The sequence below is a fragment of the Gordonia asplenii genome (assembly GCF_012933505.1).
Classification (GTDB): domain Bacteria; phylum Actinomycetota; class Actinomycetes; order Mycobacteriales; family Mycobacteriaceae; genus Gordonia; species Gordonia asplenii.
Map to the genome: position 1 here is coordinate 127,037 of NZ_JABBNB010000006.1, position 22,655 is coordinate 149,691.

Below are 22,655 nucleotides of genomic sequence, written 5' to 3' on the forward strand. Positions count from 1 at the left end.
ATCGATGCAGTGGATAAGAACTATGAGCTGTACAGATGCAGGTCGGAAATGAATCATAAGACCAGCGAATGTGAATCTTCGAAAGCAACGGAGGGTGGAATGTCCAACCAGATCGAGGTGCTCGTCGTCGGCGCCGGCCAGGCCGGAATAGCGATGAGTGAGCATCTCACGGCCCGTGGGGTGCCCCACCTGGTCGTCGAGCGTGATCGGGTCGCCGAACGCTGGCGCAGCTGGCGGTGGGACTCGCTGGCCGCCAACGGGCCGGCCTGGCACGACCGCTTCCCCGGTCTGGAATTCGACGTCGATCCCGATGCGTTCGCCTCCAAAGACCAGGTGGCCGACTACCTTTCCGCATACGCGGACAAGGTGGGCGCGCCGATCCGGACCGGTGTCGAAGTGACCTCCGTGCGGGCCAACACCGGGCGGTCGGGGTTCGCGGTGGAAACGTCGGACGGTCCGATCGACGCCCGATACGTCGTCGCCGCGACCGGAGCCTTCCAGCGCCCGATCATCCCATCGGTCGTCCCCGCCGACGCCGGGTTCGATCAGCTGCACTCCGTCTCGTACCGCAATCCCGAGCAGCTGGCCCCGGGCGCGGTACTCGTCGTCGGAGCCGGGTCGTCGGGCGTGCAGATCGCCGACGAACTCTCCGAATCCGGCCGCAAGGTCTATCTCGCGGTCGGGCCGCACGACCGGCCGCCGCGCAGTTACCGTGGCCGCGACTTCTGCTGGTGGCTCGGGGTATTGGGCAAGTGGGACGCGGTCGCACCGCCGGTGGGCGCCGAGCATGTGACGATCGCGGTCAGCGGAGCGCACGGCGGGCACACCGTCGATTTCCGTGCACTCGCCACCAGCGGGATCACATTGCTCGGCCGGGCCAACGCCTTCGTCGACGGCGCACTGCTCCTGGGCGACGACCTGCGGCACAACATCGCCGCCGGCGACGCCAACTATCTGTCCATGCTCGACGAGGCCGACGCCTACATCGAGCGCAACGGCCTCGACCTCCCCGAGGAACCGCAGGCGCGGGTCTTGGGCCCCGAGCCCGACTGCGTCAGCAACCCGATCCGGGAACTCGATCTCGCCGCAGCGGGCATCACCTCGATCATCTGGGCCACCGGCTTCGCCACCGACTACGACTGGCTGAAGGTCGACGCGTTCGACGACGCCGGGCGTCCGGCACACTCGCGTGGCGTGTCGACCGAACCGGGCGTGTACTTTCTGGGGCTGCCGTGGTTGTCGCGGCGGGGATCGAGCTTCATCTGGGGCGTATGGCACGACGCGAAGTACCTCGCCGACCAGATCTCCATCCAGCGCGGCTACCTCGCCTATGAGGGCGCCACGGAGGCCGCGTCCGTCTGACCGCTGACGCAGAGCGTCGATGCCCCCACCCCGAGCGGGTGGGGGCATCGTCGTCGGACGGGCATGGACACGCAAACCCGACACAAGGGCGACGACCCGAACGGAAATTCCGTTCGGGTCGTCGCTTTTGTGTCGGGTGAGCCGCAGAGCGTCAGGAGCGGGCGATCCAGGTCGTCTTGAAACCGGTGAACTTGTCGATGGCGTGCACCGAGAGGTCCGAACCGAATCCCGACGCGCCGAAGCCGCCGAACGGGGTACCCGGTGACAGGGCGTCGACCGTGTTGATCGAAACCGTGCCGGCGTGCAGTGCGTCCGACATCCGCAGTGCCCGATCGAGATTCGATGTCCACGCCGACGCGGCCAGGCCGTACGGGGTGTCGTTGGCGATCGCGACCGCCTCTTCCTCGGTGTCGAAGGCGATGACCGCCAGCAGTGGGCCGAAGACCTCGTCGGAGAGTACCGGCGACTGCGCCGCCAGATCGGTCACGACGGTCGGTTCCATGAAGAAGCCGGTGTCCCCGATCCGCTCGCCGCCGAGCGCGATGCGTCCGTCCGCGCGTGCGCGCCGAACGTAGTCGAGCACCAGGTCGAGTTGTTTGCGCGACACCATCGAACCGGCCGCCGACGTCGGGTCCAGCGGGTCGCCGGGCCGGTAGGCGGCGGCGTGGGCGATCAGGCGCGCGACGAATTCGTCGGCGATCTCGCGCTCGACCAGCAACCGGCTGTTCGCCGAGCACACCTCGCCCTGGTTGCCGAAGATCCCGAAGCACGCCATCCGGGCGGCCTGATCGAGGTCGGCGCAGTCGGCGAACACGATGTTGGGGCTCTTGCCCCCGCATTCCAGCCACACCTGTTTCATATTCGACTCGGCGCTGTAGGCAAGGAACTTCTTGCCCACTTCGGTCGATCCGGTGAAGGTGAGGCAGTCGACGTCGGGGTGCAGACCCAGTGCCCGGCCGGCGGTGGCCCCGAGTCCGGGAACGACATTGAACACCCCGGCCGGAATGCCTGCGGCGAGGGCCAGTTCGGCGAGCCGCAGCGCCGACAGCGGCGACTCCTCCGCGGGTTTGAGGACCACACTGTTACCCGCGGCCAACGCCGGAGCGACCTTCCACGACGCGATGTCCAGCGGGAAGTTCCACGGAACCACGGCTCCGACGACGCCCAGCGGCACCCGACGGACCATGGCGATGCTGCCGTCCGGGGTCGCGGGCAGTTCGCCGGGGAGCTTGTCGATCGCTTCGCCGTAGAAGCGGAACACCGCCGCCGCACCGGGTACCTCGACGTCGAGCGAGTCGCGGATCGGTTTGCCCATCTCGGTGGTGACCAGCAGGGCGAGTTCGTCGGTGTGCTCGAGCAGCAGGTCGGCCAGGCGGCACAGCGCCGCGCCACGCTGCGCGGCGGGCAATCCCGCCCAGGTGCGTTCGTCGTAGGCGCGCCGCGCCGCGGCGACGGCCGCATCGATGTCGGCGGCGTCGCCGGCGGCGACGTCGGTCAGCGTCGTACCGGTCGCGGGGTTGACCACGGCGAAGGTATCGCCGGACCGCGCGTCGGTCCACCCGCCGTCGATGAATACTTGTCGGGGATAGGTCAGTTCGGCAGCGCGCGCGTGCCAGTCGATTGTGCTGGGTGTCTCGGTGTCCATCACCCCATGGTGACTGCTCGCGACGCTCGGAGCGAGAGTAGCCGATGAAAACCATTGGTGATTTAATCGATGGCTTGCATCTGCTTGTCTTATGCAGGAGCCATAACGTATTTCGATGCAGTGGCGCGAATCTTTGTGATTTACCTTTCGTGCGAGCTGAGACACGATGGGCGAAGTCCTATCCGCGACCTCTCGAATCGAGTGCCTTTCATGAGCTCCCCGACCGCCCCGCAGGTGACCCACCGGCGCATCCGGACCTTCAACACGAAGGACACCTACCCCGAGCAGAACCTCGACAACGACCTCTGCCAGGCCGTCGTCGCGGGCGGCGTGGTGTACCTGCGCGGACAGATCGGGCAAGACCTCGACACGCGCGAATCGGTCGGTATCGGCGACGTCGCAGCCCAGACCGAGAAGGCGATGAGCAATATCGCCATGCTGCTCGACGAGTCGGGCAGTTCGCTGCGCGACGTCGTCAAGGTGACCGTGTACCTGACCGACATCCGCTACCGGGAGACGGTCTACCGGATCATGGGACGCTGGCTCAAAGGCGTGTTTCCGGTGTCGACGGGGCTGGTCGTCGAGGCGCTCGCCCGACCGGAATGGCTCGTCGAGATCGACGCGACCGCGGTCGTCAGTCAAGCGCAGGACGGTGGCCGGTGACCTTCTCCCTCGTCGCGCGTGAACCCTCGACCGGCTCCTTCGGCATCGTGATCTGTTCGTCGAGTCCGGCGGTGGCGTCGCGGTGCGCCCATACCCGCGCCGCCGTCGGCGTCGTCGCGTCGCAGAACGTCACCAATCCCGCTCTCGGGTCGCGAGTGCTGGAATCGCTCGCCGCGGGCAACGATGCGGCAGCCGCCGTCGACGCCGCACTCGCCCACGAACAGTTCCCCGACTATCGGCAGCTCACCGTCGTCGACAGCCGCGGCAACACCGCCGTGCATTCCGGCGCGCGCAGCCTCGGAGTGCACACCCACGCCGAAGGCGACCAGGCCGTCGCCGCGGGCAACCTGCTCGCCGACGAGGCGGTGATCGCGGCACTGCTGCGCGGTTACGCCGAGAGCGGGTCGGACAGTTTCGAGGGGCGTCTGCTCGACGGCTTCGGCGCGGCGGTGGCCGCGGGCGGCGAGGCCGGGCCGGTGCATTCGGCCGGGCTGAAGGTGGTCGACGACGTCGAGTGGCCGGTGACCGACCTGCGGGTCGACTTCGCCGACGATCCGCTCGCCGAGTTGACCGCGCTGTGGCAGATCTGGCAGCCGCAGAAGGCTGACTACCGGATCCGTGCCCTGGACCCGACGAGCGCGCCGTCGTACGGCGTACCGGGGGACAAATGACGACCGTCGACACCTGCATGGAAGCCGGCGTCGACGCCGTCCACCCACGTCTGATCGCCCTGTCGCGTGATCTCTACGATCATCCGGAGATCGCGTGGGAGGAGGTCCGCTCGGCTCCACGGGTAGCAAATGAACTGTCCGACAACGGATTCGACGTCGTCGAGGGCTACTGCGGCCTGCCGACGGCGTTCGCCGCGCGGATCGGGAGCGGCGATCTGCATCTCGCGGTGTGCGCGGAGTACGACGCGTTGCCCGGACTCGGGCACGCCTGCGGGCACAACCTGATCTCGGCCATCAGCGTCGGCGCGGCGTTGGCGTTGGCACCCGTCGTCGACGACCTCGGGCTGACGTTGACCGTGCTCGGCACCCCGGCCGAAGAGGGCGGGGGAGGCAAGATCGAGCTCCTCGAACGCGGTGGATTCGACGGGCAGCACGCCGCGGCGATGATCCATCCCGGACCGGCCGATGTGGCGCGCGCACACCCGTTTGCGGTGTCGCACAGTCACATCGAGTACACCGGACGGTCCGCGCACGCCGCGGCCTATCCCGAACGGGGCGTCAACGCCGCCGACGCCTTCACCATCGCCCAGGTCGCCATCGGTCTGCTGCGCCAACAGCTGCCCTCGACGGTGCGGGTGCACGGCATGATGACTCGCGGCGGTGAGGCACCCAACTCGATCGCCGAGCGAACCGCAGGGCGCTGGTATGTGCGCGCGGAGACGCTCGCCGAACTCGCCGAGGTGGAGCCCCGGGTGATGCGTTGCTTCGAGGCGGGGGCGCTCGCGTCCGGAGCTCGGCTCAGCGTGTCGCCGGAGTCCAAGCCCTACGCCGAATTCCGCACCGACGACGAATTGCTCGCCCGCTACGAGCGGCGCGCCGTCGCCGTGGGACGTCGATTCGGCTCGGGCCCCGACGCGATGATGGCGCGGGCCTCCACCGACATGGGCAACGTCTCCCAGGTACTGCCCGCCATCCACCCTTATATCGGCATCGATTCACTGCCGGCGGTCAATCACCAACCCGAGTTCGCCGCGGCCACCCTCACCGCCGCGGCCCAGACGGCGATCACGCAGGGCGCGCTCGCGTTGGCGGGCACGCTCGCCGACGCCGCCCGCGACCGACGAATCCGCAGCCGCCTGACCACCGACCGCTCGGCGGCCGGCGATCCACCACAGGAGTAGACGCGTGTCCGATCTCACCACGACCGACGTCCGCACCGAGCACGACCTGCTCGGCGACCACCCCGTGCCCGCCGACGCCTATTACGGCGTGCACACCGCACGCGCCGTGGAGAACTTTCCCATCACCGGTGTACCGATCGCCCGCTACGGTGACCTCATCGTCGCCCTTGCCGCGGTGAAACAGTCTGCGGCGCAAGCTAATCGGCGGCTCGGCCAGCTGGACCCGAACATCGCCGACGCCATCGTCGCGGCGTGTATCGAGATCCGCGAGGGCGCACTGCACGACCAGTTCGTCGTCGACCAGATACAGGGCGGGGCGGGCACGTCGACCAATATGAACGCCAACGAGGTCATCGCGAACCGGGCACTGGAGATTCTCGGCCACGAACGGGGTCACTATCAGGTCGTGCATCCGCTCGAGCACGTCAACCTGGGGCAGAGCACCAACGACGTGTATCCGACGGCGGTGAAGGTGGCCGTCGGCATCGCGACGCGCTCCCTCGAACAGGCGGTCCGCGACCTGTCGGAGCGCTTCGCGGTCAAGTCGGCGGAGTTCGCCGAGATGCTCAAACTCGGTCGTACACAATTGCAGGACGCGGTGCCGATGACGCTCGGCCAAGAGTTCGGGGCGTTCGCGGTGACCGTCGCCGAGGATGCCGACCGGATCGCCGAGGCGTCGTTGCTGGTGGCCGAGATCAACCTCGGCGGCACCGCCATCGGCACCGGGCTGAACGCGCATCCGCAGTACGCGGCCATGGCATGCGAGGAACTGCGCCGGCTGACCGGGCTGCCGCTGACCACCGCGCGCGACCTCGTCGAAGCGACGTCGGACGTCGGCGCCTTCGTCCAGCTCTCCGGAGTCACCAAACGCACCGCGGTGAAGCTGTCGAAGATCTGCAACGACCTGCGGTTGTTGTCGTCGGGCCCGCGCGCCGGCTTCGGTGAGATCAACCTGCCCGCCGTCCAGGCCGGGTCCAGCATCATGCCGGGCAAGGTGAATCCGGTGATACCCGAAATGGTCAACCAGGTCGCCTACGAGGTGATCGGCAACGACCTCACCATCACGATGGCGGCCGAGGCGGGACAGTTGCAGCTCAACGCTTTCGAGCCGATCATCACCCGGTCGCTGCTGTCGTCGCTCACTCACCTCACCGCAGCGGTGGAGGTCCTGGGTGAGCGCTGCGTCGACGGAATCACGGCCAACCCAGATCGCATGCGCGACGCCGTGCTCGGCTCGGCGAGCCTGGCCACCGCGCTGAGTCCGGTACTCGGCTACGAGGCCGCCACCGCACTCGTCGCCGAGGCGATCGCTACCGGAGCGTCGATCCCCGACGTCGTGCGGCGCTCGGCACTGCTCGACGACGAGGTGCTGGCGCGAGCACTGAGTGCTCACAACCTCTGTCGCCCCAACGAACCACGGCCGACGGCGAGCCACGGCCAAGCCGGCCCCGCACGACCGATCGACCCCACCGACTGACACCGCCGATCGACGGTATCGATCAACACGACCCGACGACGGCCGAGCACGGCCGTCGAGATCGAGGTGGGAGCCAGCCCCTCCCGCCGCCGACAACCCGCTCCGCCAACCATGGAGGCCCTCCCATGACATCCCCGTACGACATCCTGTTCGAGCCGGTCAAGATCGGACCGGTCACCACGAAGAACCGCTTCTACCAGGTGCCCCACTGCAACGGTATGGGCTATCGCGACCCGAGCGCGCAGGCGTCGATGCGCAAGATCAAGGCGGAGGGCGGCTGGTCGGTCGTCTGCACCGAGCAGGTGGAGATCCACGCGACCTCCGACATCGCGCCCTTCATCGAACTCCGGATCTGGGACGACCAGGATCTGCCCGCGCTGGCCCGCATCGCCGACGCCATTCACGAGGGCGGTGCGCTGGCCGGTATCGAGTTGGCGCACAACGGAATGAACGCTCCCAACCAGTTGTCGCGGGAGATCCCGATCGGCCCGTCCCACCTGCCGGTGGCACCCGACACGATCGCTCCGATTCAGGCCCGCGCGATGACCAAGAGCGACATCGCCGACCTGCGCCGCTGGCACCGCAACGCGGTCCGCCGGAGTCTGGAGGTCGGCTACGACGTCATCTACGTCTACGGCGCGCACGGCTACAGCACGCTGCATCACTTCCTCTCGCCGCGCTACAACAGCCGCACCGACGAATACGGCGGCTCGGTGATCAACCGGATGCGACTGCTGCGTGAGCTGCTCGAAGACACCGTGGAGGAAGTCGCCGGCCGGGCCGCGGTGGCCTGCCGCATCACCGTCGAAGAGGAGACGCACGACGGTATTCACCGCGAGGACATCGAGGCGGTGCTCGGCGAACTCGGGGAGCTCCCCGATCTGTGGGATTTCGCCATGGGCAGCTGGGAAGGCGATTCGATGACGTCGCGGTTCGCTCCGGAGGGGCGACAGGAGGAGTTCGTCGTCGGACTGAAGAAGCTGACCACCAAGCCGGTGGTCGGCGTCGGGCGGTTCACCTCACCCGACGCGATGGTGCGCCAGGTCAAGACCGGCATCCTCGACTTGATCGGCGCGGCTCGCCCGTCCATCGCAGATCCGTTCCTGCCGAACAAGATTCGCGACAACCGGCTCGAGCTGATCCGCGAATGCATCGGCTGCAACATCTGCGTGACGGGCGACCAGACGATGTCTCCCATCAGATGCACCCAGAACCCGAGCATGGGCGAGGAGTGGCGGCGCGGCTGGCATCCGGAGTTCAGCCGGCCCAAGGAATCCGACAGCCGCGTGCTCATCGTCGGCGCCGGGCCGTCGGGGCTGGAAGCCGCCCGAGCGCTGGGTGTCCGCGGCTACGACGTCGCGCTGATGGAAGGGTCACGTGAACTCGGCGGCCGGGTCACCCGCGAATCGCGGCTGCCGGGACTGTCGGCGTGGAATCGCGTCCGCGACTACCGCGAGAGCGCGCTGGCGCAATTGCCGAACGTAGAGATCTTCCGCGAGAGCCCGATGACCGCCGACGACATCGTCGAATTCGAGTTCCAACACGTACTGGTCGCCACCGGGGCCACCTGGCGCACCGACGGCGTCGGCCGCTGGCATACCCGGCCGCTACCGATCGCGCCGGGTGCGCAGGTGCTCGGTCCCGACGATCTGTTCGCCGACCGGCTGCCCGACGGCAAACGTGTCGTGGTCTACGACGACGACCACTACTACATGGGCGGCGTGGTCGCAGAACTGTTGCGCGCCAAGGGATACGACGTGTCCATCGTCACGCCGAGCCCACAGGTGTCGCCGTGGACGGTCAACACCTTCGAGGTGAACCGGATCCAGCGGCGCCTGATCCAAAGTGGCATCGAGCGGATCACCGATCACGCACTCAACGCGATCGGCGTCGGCGGAGTGACGATCGCCGACGTCTACACCGACTCGCCGCGCGAGGTCGAGTGCGACGCCGTGGTGCTGGTGACCGCGCGGCTGCCGAAGGAAGAGCTGTATCTGGATCTGGTGGCACGACGCGACGCCGGAGACCTGGCGAGCGTGCGCAGCGTCGGGGACTGCCTGGCTCCCGGCACGATCGCGGCTGCGGTGTGGTCGGGCCGGCGGGCGGCGGAGGAGTTCGACGCGCCTCAGCGGTCGAACGACGACGTTCCCTTCCGTCGGGAGGTCACCGAGCTGGCCCCGCTGTAGTCGGGGCCGTCGTCTGCTGGTTGTGGCTGGCCGAGGTCGTATCGGAACCGTTGTGCCACAGTATTTTTGGAGGTGGCGTGGCGTGGTTTCGACACGGGCCTTCGCTAGCGCTTCGGCCCGGCTCAACCGGCGGTGTGGGCCGGTTAACCAGCGGCGGGGAGGGCAGCGCGGCTCGACCAGGATGCACCGGCCGAAGCGCCACTCTGCTGGTTGAGCCGGACGAGGCGCTAGCCGAGTCCGTGTCGAAACCTCTCAGCCACAACGACTTTCGACGGTCCGCGCCAATATCGGCGATGACACCCGGCAAGTGAGGCGTGTGCACCCTTTGGGTGCACACGCCTCGATGTTCGATTCCATCACAGTTCGACAAGTGCGCCACCATCAAATGCATTGTGGTACAGGGGTTTCGACACGCTCGTCGCTAGCGCTCCTCGCGGCTCAACCAGCAGATGGAGTGCCCGAACCGGTGAAACCCGGCTCGACCAGCGGCGGGGGTGTGTTCCTACAGCAGCAGGCCGCTTCGTTTGAATGCGCGCAGCACCGTCGTCGAACGGATGCGGGTCACGTCCGTGCCCCAGTGCGAGTCGGTGAGCACGCTGCGTAACTGCCGATTGTCGACGCAGGCCAGGTAGGCGACCACGGCAGAGGACCCGAGCGTCAGCACCGCGTAGGCGACCTGCGGCAACGCCGCGATCGCGGCGCCGACCGTCGACGCCGCCGCCGGCGGGCAGTCGACCCAGATCATCGTCTCGACCGGAAGACCCAGCGCCTGCGGCGAGACCAATGCGCGGATACGCAGCACCCCCCGCTGCCGCAATGATTCGACGCGCCGACGCGCGGTCGGCTCGGAGATGCCCACCAGCGCTCCGAGGGCGTCGTAGGGACGTCGGCCGTCGGAGATGAGCGCGTCGGCGATCGCCGCGTTGACGTCGTCGAGCGGTTCGTGCGGCTCCTGCGACGACACCGGATCGGTGGGCACTTCCAGCCGCGCGATCTCGTCGGGGGTGAGAATCGCCGGTCGCCAGTCGTCGATGGTGCGGAAGTATCGCAGGATCGGCTCCAGCGTCACCTGTTCGACGCCGTCGATCGCGCCGAGTTCGGTCCACAGGTTCATGATCGTCGAACCTCGTTCGACTCTGGTCTCGGCGAGGACCAGCCCACCGTGCGCCAGCGTGTACACCATGTTGACGTCGCCGCGTCCGGCGACCGCCCGCGCCACGGCGTCGGCGGCCTTGGGCGCGCAGGTCAGCGTCGCCAGGTGCCAGTGCACGAGGTCCAACACGGCGGTCACCCGCACGGTCTGCGCGGCCAGCAGCGCGTTGGCGCGACGGCTCACCATGCGCACCGGTTCGTCGAGCACCTCGGCGATCTGGCGCCAACTGGCCCGCCCGTCTACCTGCAGTGCCGCCGCGATGCGGCGATCGAGCATGTCCATTTCGTCCACCGGCACGTCGCCATTATCGACTACAGGCGCCGAATCGATGAAACCGGCACCGGTTTGATCACTGAGAAGTATATCCGTCGATATCACGCGAGCTATTGACGATTTCCGTCATTCATGGTCTAGTGTGATCTGACTCAACAACGTGATCGACTGCGAGCGTCGTCACAGTCACTCAAGGGATGTCCATGGACACTGAACTCGTCTTCCGCAGCGCCCGCGAGCAGCTCGCGCTGCTGGAACGCAAAGAACTCTCCGCGCGCGAACTGCTCGACGCCCACGTCGCCCAGATCACGCGCCACAATCCGACCGTCAATGCGGTGGTCACCGTCGATCTCGACACAGCCGAGCGCGTCGCGACCGCGATCGACGATGAGCGCTGCGCGGGGCGGCCGCTGGGTCCGCTGGCCGGATTGCCGATCTCGATCAAAGACACGCATGCGACCGCCGGACTGCGAACCACCTGCGGCTCACCGCTTCTGGCCGACAATGTGCCCGACGCCGACGACGAGATCGTGCGTCGCATGCAGGTCGGCGGAGTGGTGCGGCTGGGCAAGACCAATGTGCCGGAGTTCGCGGCCGGGTCGCACACCTTCAACCCGGTGTTCGGCGTGACCCGCAACCCCTATGCGCCGACCCGCTCCGCCGGTGGCAGCAGCGGCGGCGCCGCAGCCGCGTTGGCGGCGGGCTTCCAGCCGATCGCCGACGGCAGCGACATGGGCGGCTCGTTGCGCAACCCGGCGTCGTTCTGCAACGTCGTCGGCTTGCGGCCGACCCCCGGCCTCGTGCCCGATCCCACCGGACTGCTGGGTTACCTGCCGATGGGCACCGCGGGCCCGATGGCCCGCACGGTCGGCGACGTCGGCCTGCTGCTGTCGGTGATCGCCGGGCGACATCGCGCCGACCCGTTGTCCTACGACTCCGACGCCGCCGCCTATGCGGCGCCTACGCCGGCATCACTCGCCGGGATGCGCGTCGCGTGGGCACCGACACTCGGCGACCGGGTGCCGGTCGAGGCCGACGTGCTCGACACGCTCGCCCCGAACGTCGCGGTGTTCGAGGACCTCGGCGCACACGTCGAACCTGCCTGCCCGGACCTCGACGGTGCGTTCGAGGCCTTCCGCACCCTGCGCGCCGTGGAGTTCGAGGCCGCCTTCGCGCAGATGTACGCGGCGACACCCGATGGATTCAAACCCGACCTCGTCTGGAACATCTCCGAGGGAGCCCGACTGAGCGGGCCGCAGGTCGGCCGCGCGCTGGCCGAACTGACTCGACTGCAGCGGGCCGCCGACAGGTTCTTCGACGACTACGACGTCCTGTTGGCGCCGGTCAGCCAGGTGACGCCGTTCGACGCCGAGCTGACCTGGCCGTCGATGGTCGCCGGCGTCGAGCAGCACGACTACCTCGGCTGGATGGAGTCGTGCTGTCTCATCACCGCCCTGGGCGTACCGGCGATGTCGGTGCCCGGCGGATTCACCACCGACGGCCTGCCCGTCGGCCTGCAAATCATCACCCGGGCACGGACCGAAGCCACCTTGCTCGCGGTCGCCGCAGCCTTCGAAGAAGCAACCGCGTTCGGTCTGCGAACACCTGATCTGGAAGGGATCAACCGATGAATGTCAACGCCCTCGACAACGGACTCGCCACTCCGTTGCGCCTCGCGATCGCCGCCGTGCCGATAGTCGGCTTTCTACTCACCCCACTGCTGTCCTACGTCGACGGCGATCACCTCTGGTTCGGGGTGCCGTCGGTGCTGATCTGGAGCGCGCTGTGCACCATCGGCACCGTCGTGGCGCTGCGTCTTGTCGAGGCGTCCTATCGGCGCAGCGGCGGCGCCGAAGCCGACGCCGCCGACCTGCACGAGGCGGAGGCGGCCGGAGTCTCCACCGCGACGCAAGGCGGAGGTCACTGATGCTCACCGTGCTCATCTTCGGCGGAATCTTCCTGATCGGCGCGCTCGGCATCGTCGGGCGCAAGGCCACCACCATGGGAGAGTGGACTGTCAGCGGCCGTAACCTCCCACGCTGGACCTCCTGGTTCCTGCAGGCCGGTGAATCGCTCACGACGTTCAGCTTCCTCGGCCTCGCGGGCATCGCCTTCACCGGTGGACTCAGCGCCACCTTCGCGATCGCCTACCTGTCGATCGCCGCGATCGGTCTCTACTTCGTCGGCCCGCGGATCTGGCGGCTCGGACGCAGTCGCGGCTACATCTCTCAGGCGGATTTCTTCACCGATCGGTTCAACAGCCCGATGCTGGGCAAACTCGCCGCAGTCGTCGGCGCACTGTTCTTGCTGCCCTACCTCCAGCTTCAACTCACCGGTCTCGGGTTGATCGTCGAACTGGCCACGGGCAGCAAGTCGGGCCGCGGTCTGTCGATGGTGGTGGCCAGCGTGCTGGTGATCGCTTTCGTGGCGTGGGCCGGTATTCGCGGCATCGCGCGGGTGGCGATGCTCAAGGATGCGCTGATGGTGATCGCGCTGGTGCTGGTGCTGGTGGCCGTCTTGATCTCGGTGGGCGGGGTGCCGCACATCTTCGGTGAGCTGGCCACGCACAGCCCGGATCTGCTGACCGTGAATGCGCCCGGCTATGGAACCACCTTCTTCCTGACGTCGGTGATCATCACCGGCATCGGCGCGGGTCTGAACACCTTCCCGCATCTGTGGCCGCCGCTGTTCGCGGCGAAGACGGGTGCGGTGCTGCGCGACAACTACACGTGGCTGGGCCTGTATCAATTCGCGCTGTTCGCTCCGATCATCGTCGGGTGCGGGGCGATTCTGATCCTTCCGTCGACCACCCGCGGTAACGCGGTTCTGCTCACGACGGCACATCAGACAATGCCGGATTCGCTGGTGGCGGTCATCGCTATCGCCGGCGCGGCCGCGGCCATGGTGCCCGCCGCCGCCATCGCGATGGGAATCTCGTCGCTGATCTCGCAGAATCTGATCGTCGTGACCGGCGAGCGTCGCAAGCTTCGGCTCAACACGGTCTTCGTGGCGGCCGCGGTGCTGCTGTCGCTGATCTTCGGGTTGACCAACTACGACATCGCCGGTCTGCTGCTGCTGACCTACGGCGGTCTCGCGCAGATGGCGCCGGGAATTCTGTTCGGGCTCGCGAACAAGGTGAAAGTCGGTGCGGTGCCGATCATTCTCGGCATGATCACCGGAGTTGTCGTCGTCGGCTGGCTCACCTTCGCTCACGTGGACATCGGCACCTGGGATTCCGGACTCATCGCGTTGGCTCCGAACCTCATCGTGTTCGCCATCGCCGAAATCATCCGGCGCAGCCGGACCCCGGCAGCCAGAGGCGAAGTGCCCGCGGCAGGTGGCGTCGCCGAAGGTTCCCTGGCCGTCGACACTCCCTAATGTCGGTGCGACGCCACGTCCTGCCCCGGCGACCGGTAAGGGCTGGCCTCCGCGACATTGTCGTCGACGACGACGGCGTGCCCCAGCTGCGGAAACGCGCGCTGCGGGCACGCCGGGCGGTCGCACACTTTGCAACCGGCGCCGATCGGCACGATGCGGCGTGGATCGGTCAGGTCCACGCCGGTCGAGTACACCAGCCGATCGGCGTAGGCGAGGTCGCAGCCGAGTCCGATGGCGAAGCTGCTGCGTTGACCGAGATATCCCCGCCGCGCTTCGTCGGTGGTGCGGGCGAGCCAGAAGTATGAGCGGCCGTCGGGCATCGACGACACCTGGGTGACGATGCGGCCCGGCGTGGCGAACGCATCGTGTACCACCCACAGGGGACAGCTTCCGCCGACCCGCGAGAAGTGAAATGCGGTGGCGGACTGGCGTTTGGAGATGTTTCCCGCTCGATCGGTGCGGACGAAGATGAACGGAACGCCACGCAGCCGGGAGCGCTGCAATGTCGACAGCCGGTGGCAGATCGTCTCGAATCCCACTTCGAACCGGAGGCTGAGCAGTTCGACGTCGTACCGGAGTTCCTCGGCCGCCGCATGAAATCGCTTGTACGGCAGGACCAGTGCGCCCGCGAAGTAGTTCGCCAATCCGATTCGTGCGACCGACGCCGATTGGTCGGTCAGGTCTGGGGCCGAGGCGACGATCGTGTCGAGCAACGAGTCCTGGGTCAGAAATGCGAGCTGGGTAGCGAGCTGAAATGCGCGTTGTCCCGGACCCAGACGCCGGGCGATGCGGATGACCCGATTGACCGGATCGAAGACCCGCTTGCGGTCGCCGTCGTCGACGACGACGCGAAATCCCAACTCGCGCTCCAAGATCACCGCCAGTTGCTCATCGAGGCCACCGATGTCCAATCCGTGGTGATCGAAGAATTCCTCCGCTGCGACGTCGAGCTCGTGAATGTAGTTCTTGCGGTCGTAGAAGAAGTCCCGTACTTCTTCGAACGGCATCGGCGTTCGCGGATAGTCGTCGGGCTGACCGGTGGCCCGTGCGTTTCGCGTCTCCAATTCTGTTGTCGCCGAGAGTAATCGGCGATGCATGGTCACCAACGCCCGGCCGACGTCCGGCATTCGCGCGACGAGTTCGTCGATCTGGCCCGGTTCGGCGTCGCCGAGGTCGGAGTGCGCGGCGAAGACTTCGGTCAGGTCGCCGATGAGCCGCGCGTCGGCGTCGGCGGCGAAATAGTCGCCCGCAAGGTCGAATTCGCGACTCAATGTGAGCAGCACCGCGACGGTCAAGGGCCGGTGATCGTTCTCCAGCTGGTTGACGTAGCTCGTCGAGAGGTCGAGCCGCCTGGCCAGCGCCGCCTGACTGATACCGCGCTCCTCGCGGAGGCGTCGAAGGCGAGCGCCGGCGAACATCTTGGCCATGACTACGCAGCTTACGCGTCCTCGTGTACACAACATTCGCAAAAATCGCGCGAAATGTTCGCGAAATTACGCTTGTGCAGGGTCTTTCGAGGAAGTAGCGGCTCTGCGTACGGTGCAAACATGATCAATCACACCGTACGAACCCGCCGCAGCGCCGACGACTTCCCCCAGTCCGAGCATCTTGCGTACAAGATCGCTCAGCTCGCCGTCGACCCCGTCGACGTGCCCGCGGACACCACCGAGATGATCATCAACCGCGTCATCGACAACGCTTCGGTGAGCGCCGCGTCGGTCATCCGGCGACCGGTGACCACCGCGCGTTCACAGGCCCTGGCGCATCCCGCCCAAACCGGGGCGAGCGAAGCGACGGGAGATCGTCGGGGTGCACAGGTCTTCGGCGTTCCCGGTAGTTTCTCGCCGGAGTGGGCGGCATGGGCCAACGGAGTCGCGGTCCGCGAGCTCGATTTCCACGACACCTTCCTCGCCGCCGAGTACTCGCATCCCGGCGACAACATCCCGCCCCTCGTCGCCGTCGCGCAGCACAAGGGTGTCAGCGGCAGGGATCTGATCCGCGGGCTCGCCACCGCCTATGAGGTCCAGATCGACCTCGTGCGTGGAATCTCCCTGCACAAGCACAAGATCGACCATGTCGCCCATCTCGGCCCGTCGGTCGCCGCCGGCCTCGGAACTATGCTCGGACTCGACGATCAGACCATCTACCAGGCCGTCGGGCAGGCATTGCATCTGACGACGTCCACCCGGCAGTCCCGCAAGGGGCAGATCTCCAGCTGGAAGGCGTTCGCCCCGGCGTATGCGGGCAAGGTCGCCATCGAGGCCGTCGATCGGGCGATGCGCGGTGAGGGCTCCCCGGCGCCGATCTGGGAGGGGGAGGACGGTGTCATCGCCTGGCTGCTCGACGGCCCCGACGGTGAATACACCGTGCCGCTGCCCGGGCTCGGCGAGCCCAAACGCGCGATCCTGGAGAGCTACACCAAAGAGCACTCGGCCGAGTACCAGAGCCAGGCTCCGATCGACCTCGCTCGGCGGATGCGTGCGCACATTCCCCACATCGACGACATCGAATCGATCGTGCTGCACACCTCGAATCACACCCACGTGGTGATCGGCACCGGCTCCAACGATCCCCAGAAGTTCGATCCGACGGCCAGCCGGGAGACCCTGGACCATTCGGTGATGTACATCTTCGCCGTCGCGCTGCAGGACGGGTCCTGGGACCACGTGAAATCGTATGCGCCGGAGCGTGCTTCCCGCCCGGACACCGTCGCGCTGTGGAACAAGATCTCCACCGTCGAGGATCCCGAGTGGACTCGCCGTTACCACTCGGAGGATCCGAACGAGAAGGCGTTCGGCGCGCGCGCCGTGATCACGATGAAAGACGGCAGCGAGATCGTCGACGAACTCGCCGTCGCCGACGCGCACCCCCTGGGGGCCCGGCCCTTTGCGCGCGATCAGTACGTCGCGAAGTTCACCGGGCTCGCCGACGGCGTGATCGGCACGGGTGAACAGCGACGTTTCCTCGACGTCGCGGCCGGACTCGCCGACATCCCCGCCGGAGAACTCGACGCGCTGAACATCGCCGTCGAGCAGTCGGTGCTCGACGCCGCGCCGGTTATCGGCGAGGGCATCTTCTGATGAGCGACACTGAGGATTTCGCCACCGACCTGTTCTCCTCCGCGGTCAGCGACGCCGACAAGCGGCGGGCGTTGCGGGCCGGCCTGGCGTCGGGCACCTTGCAGCGCTGGCCGGGAGCGTTCTCCCCGTTGGTCGCGAAACTGATCGCCGACCTCGGATTCGAGGGTGTGTACGTGTCCGGGGCCGTCCTCGCCGCCGACCTGGGACTGCCCGACATCGGATTGACCACACTGACCGAGGTCGCTTCGCGTGGCGGGCAAATCGCCCGGGCCGGCGCGCTACCCACCTTGATCGACGCCGACACCGGCTTCGGCGAGCCGATGAGTGCCGCGCGCACCGTCGCCGCACTCGAAGACGCCGGCCTGGCGGGCTGTCACCTGGAAGACCAGGTCAACCCGAAGCGTTGCGGTCACCTCGACGGCAAGGCGGTGGTCCCCGCGGCCGACATGATCAAACGTCTGAGGGCGGCCGTGGCGGCGCGGCGGGACGAGAACTTCGTCATCTGCGCCCGGACCGACGCCCGAGCCATCGAGGGGTTGGATGCGGCGATCGACCGAGCCAAAGCGTATGCGGACGCCGGAGCAGATCTGATCTTCACCGAGGCACTGACGGATCTGGCCGAATTCGAGAAGTTCCGCAGCGCCGTCGATGTGCCGTTGCTGGCGAATATGACCGAGTTCGGCAAGTCCGAACTGCTCACCGCCGCCCAGCTCTCCGACGTCGGCTACAACGCCGTGATCTATCCGGTGACCACTCTTCGCATCGCGATGGGGGCCGTCGAAGACGGATTGAGGCAGATCGCGTCAGCGGGCACGCAAGAAGAACTTCTCGATCGGATGCAGCATCGGTCACGGCTCTACGAATTGCTGCGCTACTCCGAATACAACCAGTTCGACACCGCCACATTCAATTTCACGATTCCGTCACACTCAACCGCAGGGAGCGCGGACCGATGACCACCGCCGAAACGAAACCAACCCCGACCATCTACAAGGGACTGGCCGGTGTCGTCGTCGACACCACGGCGATCTCGAAGGTGGTCCCGGAGACCAACTCGCTCACCTACCGCGGCTACGCGGTCCAAGACCTGGCCGCACATCGCAGCTTCGAGGAAGTGGCGTATCTCCTGTGGTACGGCGAGTTGCCTACCCCGGGGCAACTTCAGCTCTTCACCCAGCGGGAGCGGGCGAGTCGGCGCCTGGATCGCAACGGCGAATCGGTACTGGCCCGGATTCCCGACAACTGCCACCCGATGGACGTCGTACGGACCCTGATCAGCTACTTGGGAGCCGAGGACCCCGACGAGGACGTGCCTTCCGCGGAAGCCAACCTGGACAAAGCGCTTCGCATGTTCGCCGTCCTGCCGACGATCGTCGCCGCCGACATGCGCCGCCGGCGCGGCCTGGATCCGATCAAGCCGCATCACGGCCTCGGGTACGCGGAGAACTTCCTCAACATGTGTTTCGGCGAGATCCCGGATCCGGTGATCGTCAAGGCATTCGAGAAGTCGATGACCCTCTACGCCGAGCACAGTTTCAACGCCTCGACATTCGCCGCGCGCGTGGTCACGTCGACCCAGTCCGACATCTACAGCGCCGTCACTGCCGCGATCGGTGCCCTGAAGGGTTCGCTGCACGGGGGCGCCAACGAGGCTGTCATGCACGACATGATCGACATCGATCGTCCCGAGCGTGCTCGTGACTGGCTCGACGCCAAGCTGACCGCCAAGGACAAAGTGATGGGCTTCGGCCACCGCGTGTACAAGAACGGGGACTCCCGGGTGCCGACGATGTACGAGGCGCTCGTCGAGGTATCCGAACATTTCGGTGAACGCAAATGGCTCGGCATCTATCGCGAGTTGGAGGACGAGATGGTCAAGCGGACCGGGATCAAGCCGAATCTGGACTTTCCGACCGGTCCCGCATATCACCTGATGGGCTTCGACATCGGATCCTTCACACCGATCTTCGTCATGGCCCGGATCACCGGGTGGACCGCGCACATCATCGAGCAGACCGCGCACAACGCGCTGATCCGTCCGCTCTCGGCGTACGACGGTCAGCCGCAACGGGCATTGGGGGCATGACCATGCGGAAGGTGCTCGTCGCCAACCGATCCGAAATCGCGGTGCGCGCCTTCCGTGCGTGTTACGAGCTGGGCCTGTCGACGGTTGCGGTGTACCCGTACGAGGATCGCAATGCGTTGCATCGCAATTCGGCCGACGAGGCATATCAGATCGGCGAACCCGGACATCCGGTACGGGCGTATCTCGACATCCCGGCGATCATCGACGTGGCGCGCCGCGCCGGTGCGGACGCGATATATCCGGGCTACGGATTTCTTTCGGAGAACCCGGATCTGGCGCGGGCGTGCGCCGACGCCGGTCTGACGTTCGTCGGCCCGCCGGCGTCTGTACTGGAACTGACCGGCAACAAGTCGAGGGCCATCGCGGCGGCGAGCGCGGCCGGTGTCCCGGTGCTGGCCTCGACCGATCCCGGCACCGACATCGACGCATTGATCGCGGCCGCCGAGGGCATGCATTACCCGCTGTTCGTCAAAGCGGTCGCGGGCGGCGGCGGCCGCGGGATGCGGCTGGTCGACGACCCGGCGCAGTTGCGTGCCGCGTTGGAAGCCGCATCGCGCGAAGCGGCGTCGGCATTCGGCGACGGCACGGTATTCATCGAACAGGCGGTGACCTCGCCGAGGCACATCGAGGTGCAGATTCTCGCCGATCAGTCCGGCGACGTGGTGCACCTGTACGAGCGTGATTGCAGCGTGCAGCGCCGCCATCAGAAGGTCGTGGAGATCGCTCCGGCGCCGAATCTCGATCCGGCGCTGCGTGATTCGATGTGCGCCGACGCCGTCGCCTTCGCTCGGTCGATCGGCTACTGCGGTGCGGGTACCGTCGAGTTCCTCCTCGGTCCGGACGGGGCGAGCGGAGCGACGGGAGATGTCACCGGGGCGAGCGGAGCGACGGGAGATGTCACCGGGGCGAGCGGAGCGACGGGAGATGTCACCGGGGCGAGCGGAGCGACGGGAGATGTCACCGGGCGGTACGTGTTCATCGAGATGAATCCACGGATTCAGGTGGAGCACACGGTGACCGAGGAGGTCACCGACATCGATCTCGTCGCCGCTCAACTGCGGATCGCGGCCGGTGCCACGCTGGCCGAGCTCGGCATCAGCCAGGACTCGATCACGCTGCGGGGCAGCGCTGTTCAGTGCCGGGTCACCACCGAGGATCCCGCCGACGATTTCCGCCCGGACACCGGGCGCATCACCGCCTACCGTGCGCCGGGTGGCGCGGGTGTCCGCCTCGACGGCGGCACCAACCTCGGCGCCGAGGTGACCGGCTTCTTCGATTCGATGTTGGTGAAAGTCACCTGCCGCGGGCGTCACCATGGCGCGGCGTTCGCGCGTGCCCGACGAGCGTTGGCGGAGTTCAGGATTCGTGGTGTCGCCACCAATGTCGGCTTTCTGCAGGCGTTGCTGGCGCACCCGGAGTTCAACTCGGGTGGGGTCACGACGAGCTTCATCGCCGATCACCCCGAACTCCTCGATGCACACGTATCGTCGGACCGCGCCACCAGGATGCTCAACTACCTCGCCGACGTCACGGTGAACCGACCGCACGGCCTGCCCGATCGTGTGGTGCGTCCCCGGGAGAAGCTGACCGGACTGCAGTTGAGTGAACCGAGCCCGGGCAGCCGCGACGACCTGTTGCGACTGGGGCCCAAAGCGTTTGCGGCTCAACTGCGTTCGCAATCGGCGGTCGGCGTCACCGATACCACGTTTCGCGATGCTCACCAGTCGCTGTTGGCAACCCGAGTCCGCACCAGCGGTCTGACGGCCGTTGCTCCGTACGTGGCGTCGATGACCCCGCAGCTGTGGTCGGTCGAATGCTGGGGTGGTGCGACATTCGACGTGGCGCTGCGGTTCTGTCACGAGGATCCGTGGGAACGACTGGAGAAGCTGCGCGAGGCGATTCCGAATATCTGCCTGCAGATGTTGTTGCGCGGCAAGAACACTGTGGGATACACGCCGTATCCGACCGAGGTCACCGACGCGTTCATCGCCGAGGCGACCCGAACCGGCGTCGACGTGTTCCGCATCTTCGATGCGCTCAACAGCGTCGACGCCATGCGACCGGCGATCGACGCGGTGGTGGCACAGGGCAGTGCCGTCGCCGAGGTGGCGATGTCGTACACCGGTGACCTGTCGAATCCCGCCGAGGATTTGTACACGCTCGACTACTACCTGCGACTGGCCGAGCAGATCGTCGACGCGGGTGCGCACGTCCTCGCGATCAAGGACATGGCGGGGCTGTTGCGACCGGCGGCGGCGTCGACGCTCGTCACCGCGCTTCGGTCGAATTTCGACCTGCCGGTGCACCTGCACACCCACGACACCGCGGGCGGACAGGTCGCGACGTATTTGGCCGCCGTGCAGGCAGGTGTCGACGCCGTGGACGGCGCCAGTGCACCGCTGGCCGGATCGACCAGTCAGCCAGCGCTCTCCGCGATCGTCGCCGCGCTGGCCGGTACCGAGAAGGACACCGGGCTGGACCTCGATGCGGTGTGCGCTCTCGAGCCCTACTGGGAATTGTTGCGCAAGGTGTACGCACCGTTCGAGTCCGGTCACGGGTCTCCGACCGGTCGCGTCTACCGGCACGAGATTCCCGGTGGGCAGTTGTCCAACCTGTACCAGCAGGCCGCATCGCTGGGGCTGGCCGACCAGTTCGAGCGGGTCGAAGACGCGTACGCGGGCGCGGACCGAATCCTGGGCAGGTTGATCAAGGTCACGCCGTCGTCGAAGGTCGTCGGCGATCTGGCGCTGACGCTGGTCGCGAAAGGTGCCAGTGCGGATGAGTTCGCAGCCAACCCGTCGTCGTTCGACATTCCCGACTCGGTCATCGGCTTCTTCCGCGGCGAGCTCGGTGAGCCGGCAGGCGGATGGGTGGAGCCGCTGCGGACCGAGGTGCTGCGCGGCCGGGCGCCGGCGGTGCCGCCGACGGATCTGACCGCGGCCGATCGGGAGGCACTTGGGCAGTCCGGCGCTGGGCGACGGGATGCACTCAATCGGCTGCTGTTCCCCGGACCGACCGCCGAGCTGGCAGAACATCGCCGACTGTACGGTGACACGTCGGTGCTGTCGGCGAACCTGTTCCTCTACGGCTTGCGGTCCGGACGAGAAGAACGGGTCCCCCTGGAACCCGGCGTCGACCTGCTCATCGGTCTGGAAGCGATCAGCGATGCCGACGAACGCGGAATCCGCACCGTCATGTGCAAGCTCAACGGCCAGTTGCGTCCGGTCGCGGTGCGTGACAGGTCGTTCGACGTCACGGCAGAGAAGGTACGACGCGCCGACCCCGACGATCCGACTCATCTCGGCGCACCGTTCGGCGGCGTAGTGGTGCTCTCGGTTGAAGTCGGCGACGACGTCGCCGCGGGAGATCCGGTAGGCACCATCGAAGCGATGAAGATGGAGTCGACCATCACGGCGCCGCGTTCGGGTGTGATCGCGACGCTGCCCTTGGGAAAGTCGGCGCAAGTCGACGGCGGTGATCTGATCGTCGAGTTCGGCTAG

16 protein-coding genes are annotated in these 22,655 nt (G+C 67.0%); 13 read left to right on the forward strand and 3 right to left on the reverse strand.

Translation table 11 applies throughout. The annotated features are described in order from the left end of the window. Positions 1–99: 99 nt before the first annotated feature. Complete coding sequence (locus HH308_RS07655; RefSeq protein ID WP_170193593.1) at positions 100–1,362, forward strand: flavin-containing monooxygenase; 1,263 nt, start codon at positions 100–102, stop codon at positions 1,360–1,362. Positions 1,363–1,513: 151 nt separating this feature from the next. Here HH308_RS07655 and HH308_RS07660 read toward each other — a convergent pair whose 3' ends face one another. Continuing rightward, positions 1,514–3,007 carry an aldehyde dehydrogenase family protein gene (locus HH308_RS07660; protein ID WP_170193594.1) on the reverse strand — a complete coding sequence of 498 codons (1,494 nt, stop codon included), beginning with the start codon at positions 3,005–3,007 and terminating at the stop codon, positions 1,514–1,516. Positions 3,008–3,217: 210 nt separating this feature from the next. Between HH308_RS07660 and HH308_RS07665 the strand changes: the two genes are divergently transcribed. The 5 genes from HH308_RS07665 to HH308_RS07685 all read left to right on the forward strand — a co-directional run bounded on the left by HH308_RS07665 (position 3,218) and on the right by HH308_RS07685 (position 9,185). After that, positions 3,218–3,670, forward strand: coding sequence for a RidA family protein (locus HH308_RS07665; RefSeq protein ID WP_170193595.1), 453 nt, complete (start codon positions 3,218–3,220; stop codon positions 3,668–3,670). Next, positions 3,667–4,341, forward strand: a complete 675-nt coding sequence (locus HH308_RS07670) for a DUF1028 domain-containing protein (RefSeq protein ID WP_170193596.1) — start codon at positions 3,667–3,669, stop codon at positions 4,339–4,341. Before HH308_RS07665 ends, HH308_RS07670 begins: the two co-directional genes overlap by 4 nt. Continuing rightward, the gene (locus HH308_RS07675) at positions 4,338–5,522 is read left to right on the forward strand and encodes a M20 family metallopeptidase (RefSeq protein WP_170193597.1); all 1,185 of its coding nucleotides are present in this window, start codon (positions 4,338–4,340) and stop codon (positions 5,520–5,522) included. The genes HH308_RS07670 and HH308_RS07675 overlap by 4 nt, the downstream gene beginning before the upstream one ends. Positions 5,523–5,526: 4 nt before the next feature. Then, a complete protein-coding gene (locus HH308_RS07680; RefSeq protein WP_170193598.1) occupies positions 5,527–6,999 on the forward strand; it encodes an aspartate ammonia-lyase in 1,473 nt (490 codons plus the stop codon). Between the two features lie 125 nt (positions 7,000–7,124). Next, positions 7,125–9,185, forward strand: a complete 2,061-nt coding sequence (locus HH308_RS07685) for an oxidoreductase (protein WP_170193599.1) — start codon at positions 7,125–7,127, stop codon at positions 9,183–9,185. Between the two features lie 502 nt (positions 9,186–9,687). Here HH308_RS07685 and HH308_RS29700 read toward each other — a convergent pair. Beyond that, positions 9,688–10,635 carry an Lrp/AsnC family transcriptional regulator gene (locus HH308_RS29700; protein ID WP_170193600.1) on the reverse strand — a complete coding sequence of 316 codons (948 nt, stop codon included), beginning with the start codon at positions 10,633–10,635 and terminating at the stop codon, positions 9,688–9,690. Between the two features lie 179 nt (positions 10,636–10,814). Between HH308_RS29700 and HH308_RS07695 the strand changes: the two genes are divergently transcribed. The 3 genes from HH308_RS07695 to HH308_RS07705 are packed head-to-tail and all read left to right on the forward strand — an operon-like array spanning position 10,815 to position 13,989. Then, positions 10,815–12,242 carry an amidase gene (locus HH308_RS07695; RefSeq protein ID WP_246284358.1) on the forward strand — a complete coding sequence of 476 codons (1,428 nt, stop codon included), beginning with the start codon at positions 10,815–10,817 and terminating at the stop codon, positions 12,240–12,242. After that, positions 12,239–12,538, forward strand: a complete 300-nt coding sequence (locus HH308_RS07700) for a hypothetical protein (RefSeq protein WP_170193602.1) — start codon at positions 12,239–12,241, stop codon at positions 12,536–12,538. Before HH308_RS07695 ends, HH308_RS07700 begins: the two co-directional genes overlap by 4 nt. After that, the gene (locus HH308_RS07705; protein ID WP_170193603.1) at positions 12,538–13,989 is read left to right on the forward strand and encodes a sodium:solute symporter family protein; all 1,452 of its coding nucleotides are present in this window, start codon (positions 12,538–12,540) and stop codon (positions 13,987–13,989) included. The genes HH308_RS07700 and HH308_RS07705 overlap by 1 nt, the downstream gene beginning before the upstream one ends. Here HH308_RS07705 and HH308_RS07710 read toward each other — a convergent pair. Continuing rightward, positions 13,986–15,416, reverse strand: coding sequence for a short-chain fatty acyl-CoA regulator family protein (locus tag HH308_RS07710; protein ID WP_170193604.1), 1,431 nt, complete (start codon positions 15,414–15,416; stop codon positions 13,986–13,988). The two genes, HH308_RS07705 and HH308_RS07710, sit on opposite strands and share 4 nt — an antisense overlap. Positions 15,417–15,536: 120 nt before the next feature. Between HH308_RS07710 and prpD the strand changes: the two genes are divergently transcribed. Genes prpD through HH308_RS07730 form a run of 4 tightly spaced genes read left to right on the forward strand, consistent with a single transcriptional unit; the run spans position 15,537 to position 22,655 of the window. After that, positions 15,537–17,069 carry a 2-methylcitrate dehydratase PrpD gene (gene prpD / locus HH308_RS07715; protein ID WP_170193605.1) on the forward strand — a complete coding sequence of 511 codons (1,533 nt, stop codon included), beginning with the start codon at positions 15,537–15,539 and terminating at the stop codon, positions 17,067–17,069. After that, positions 17,069–18,025, forward strand: a complete 957-nt coding sequence (prpB, locus tag HH308_RS07720; RefSeq protein ID WP_170193606.1) for a methylisocitrate lyase — start codon at positions 17,069–17,071, stop codon at positions 18,023–18,025. Before prpD ends, prpB begins: the two co-directional genes overlap by 1 nt. After that, the gene (locus HH308_RS07725; protein ID WP_170193607.1) at positions 18,022–19,155 is read left to right on the forward strand and encodes a bifunctional 2-methylcitrate synthase/citrate synthase; all 1,134 of its coding nucleotides are present in this window, start codon (positions 18,022–18,024) and stop codon (positions 19,153–19,155) included. The genes prpB and HH308_RS07725 overlap by 4 nt, the downstream gene beginning before the upstream one ends. Before the next feature lie 2 nt (positions 19,156–19,157). After that, positions 19,158–22,655, forward strand: a complete 3,498-nt coding sequence (locus HH308_RS07730) for a pyruvate carboxylase (protein WP_170193696.1) — start codon at positions 19,158–19,160, stop codon at positions 22,653–22,655.

Excerpts from the sequence above, each read along its gene's own strand:
- HH308_RS07655 (WP_170193593.1), top strand. The coding sequence starts at position 100 with ATGTCCAACCAGATCGAGGTGCTCGTCGTCGGCGCCGGCCAGGCCGGA.
- HH308_RS07660 (WP_170193594.1), bottom strand. The coding sequence starts at position 3,007 with ATGGACACCGAGACACCCAGCACAATCGACTGGCACGCGCGCGCTGCC.
- HH308_RS07665 (WP_170193595.1), top strand. The coding sequence starts at position 3,218 with ATGAGCTCCCCGACCGCCCCGCAGGTGACCCACCGGCGCATCCGGACC.
- HH308_RS07675 (WP_170193597.1), top strand. The coding sequence starts at position 4,338 with ATGACGACCGTCGACACCTGCATGGAAGCCGGCGTCGACGCCGTCCAC.
- HH308_RS07685 (WP_170193599.1), top strand. The coding sequence starts at position 7,125 with ATGACATCCCCGTACGACATCCTGTTCGAGCCGGTCAAGATCGGACCG.
- HH308_RS07695 (WP_246284358.1), top strand. The coding sequence starts at position 10,815 with ATGGACACTGAACTCGTCTTCCGCAGCGCCCGCGAGCAGCTCGCGCTG.
- HH308_RS07700 (WP_170193602.1), top strand. The coding sequence starts at position 12,239 with ATGAATGTCAACGCCCTCGACAACGGACTCGCCACTCCGTTGCGCCTC.
- HH308_RS07705 (WP_170193603.1), top strand. The coding sequence starts at position 12,538 with ATGCTCACCGTGCTCATCTTCGGCGGAATCTTCCTGATCGGCGCGCTC.
- HH308_RS07710 (WP_170193604.1), bottom strand. The coding sequence starts at position 15,416 with ATGGCCAAGATGTTCGCCGGCGCTCGCCTTCGACGCCTCCGCGAGGAG.
- prpD (WP_170193605.1), top strand. The coding sequence starts at position 15,537 with ATGATCAATCACACCGTACGAACCCGCCGCAGCGCCGACGACTTCCCC.
- prpB (WP_170193606.1), top strand. The coding sequence starts at position 17,069 with ATGAGCGACACTGAGGATTTCGCCACCGACCTGTTCTCCTCCGCGGTC.
- HH308_RS07725 (WP_170193607.1), top strand. The coding sequence starts at position 18,022 with ATGACCACCGCCGAAACGAAACCAACCCCGACCATCTACAAGGGACTG.
- HH308_RS07730 (WP_170193696.1), top strand. The coding sequence starts at position 19,158 with ATGCGGAAGGTGCTCGTCGCCAACCGATCCGAAATCGCGGTGCGCGCC.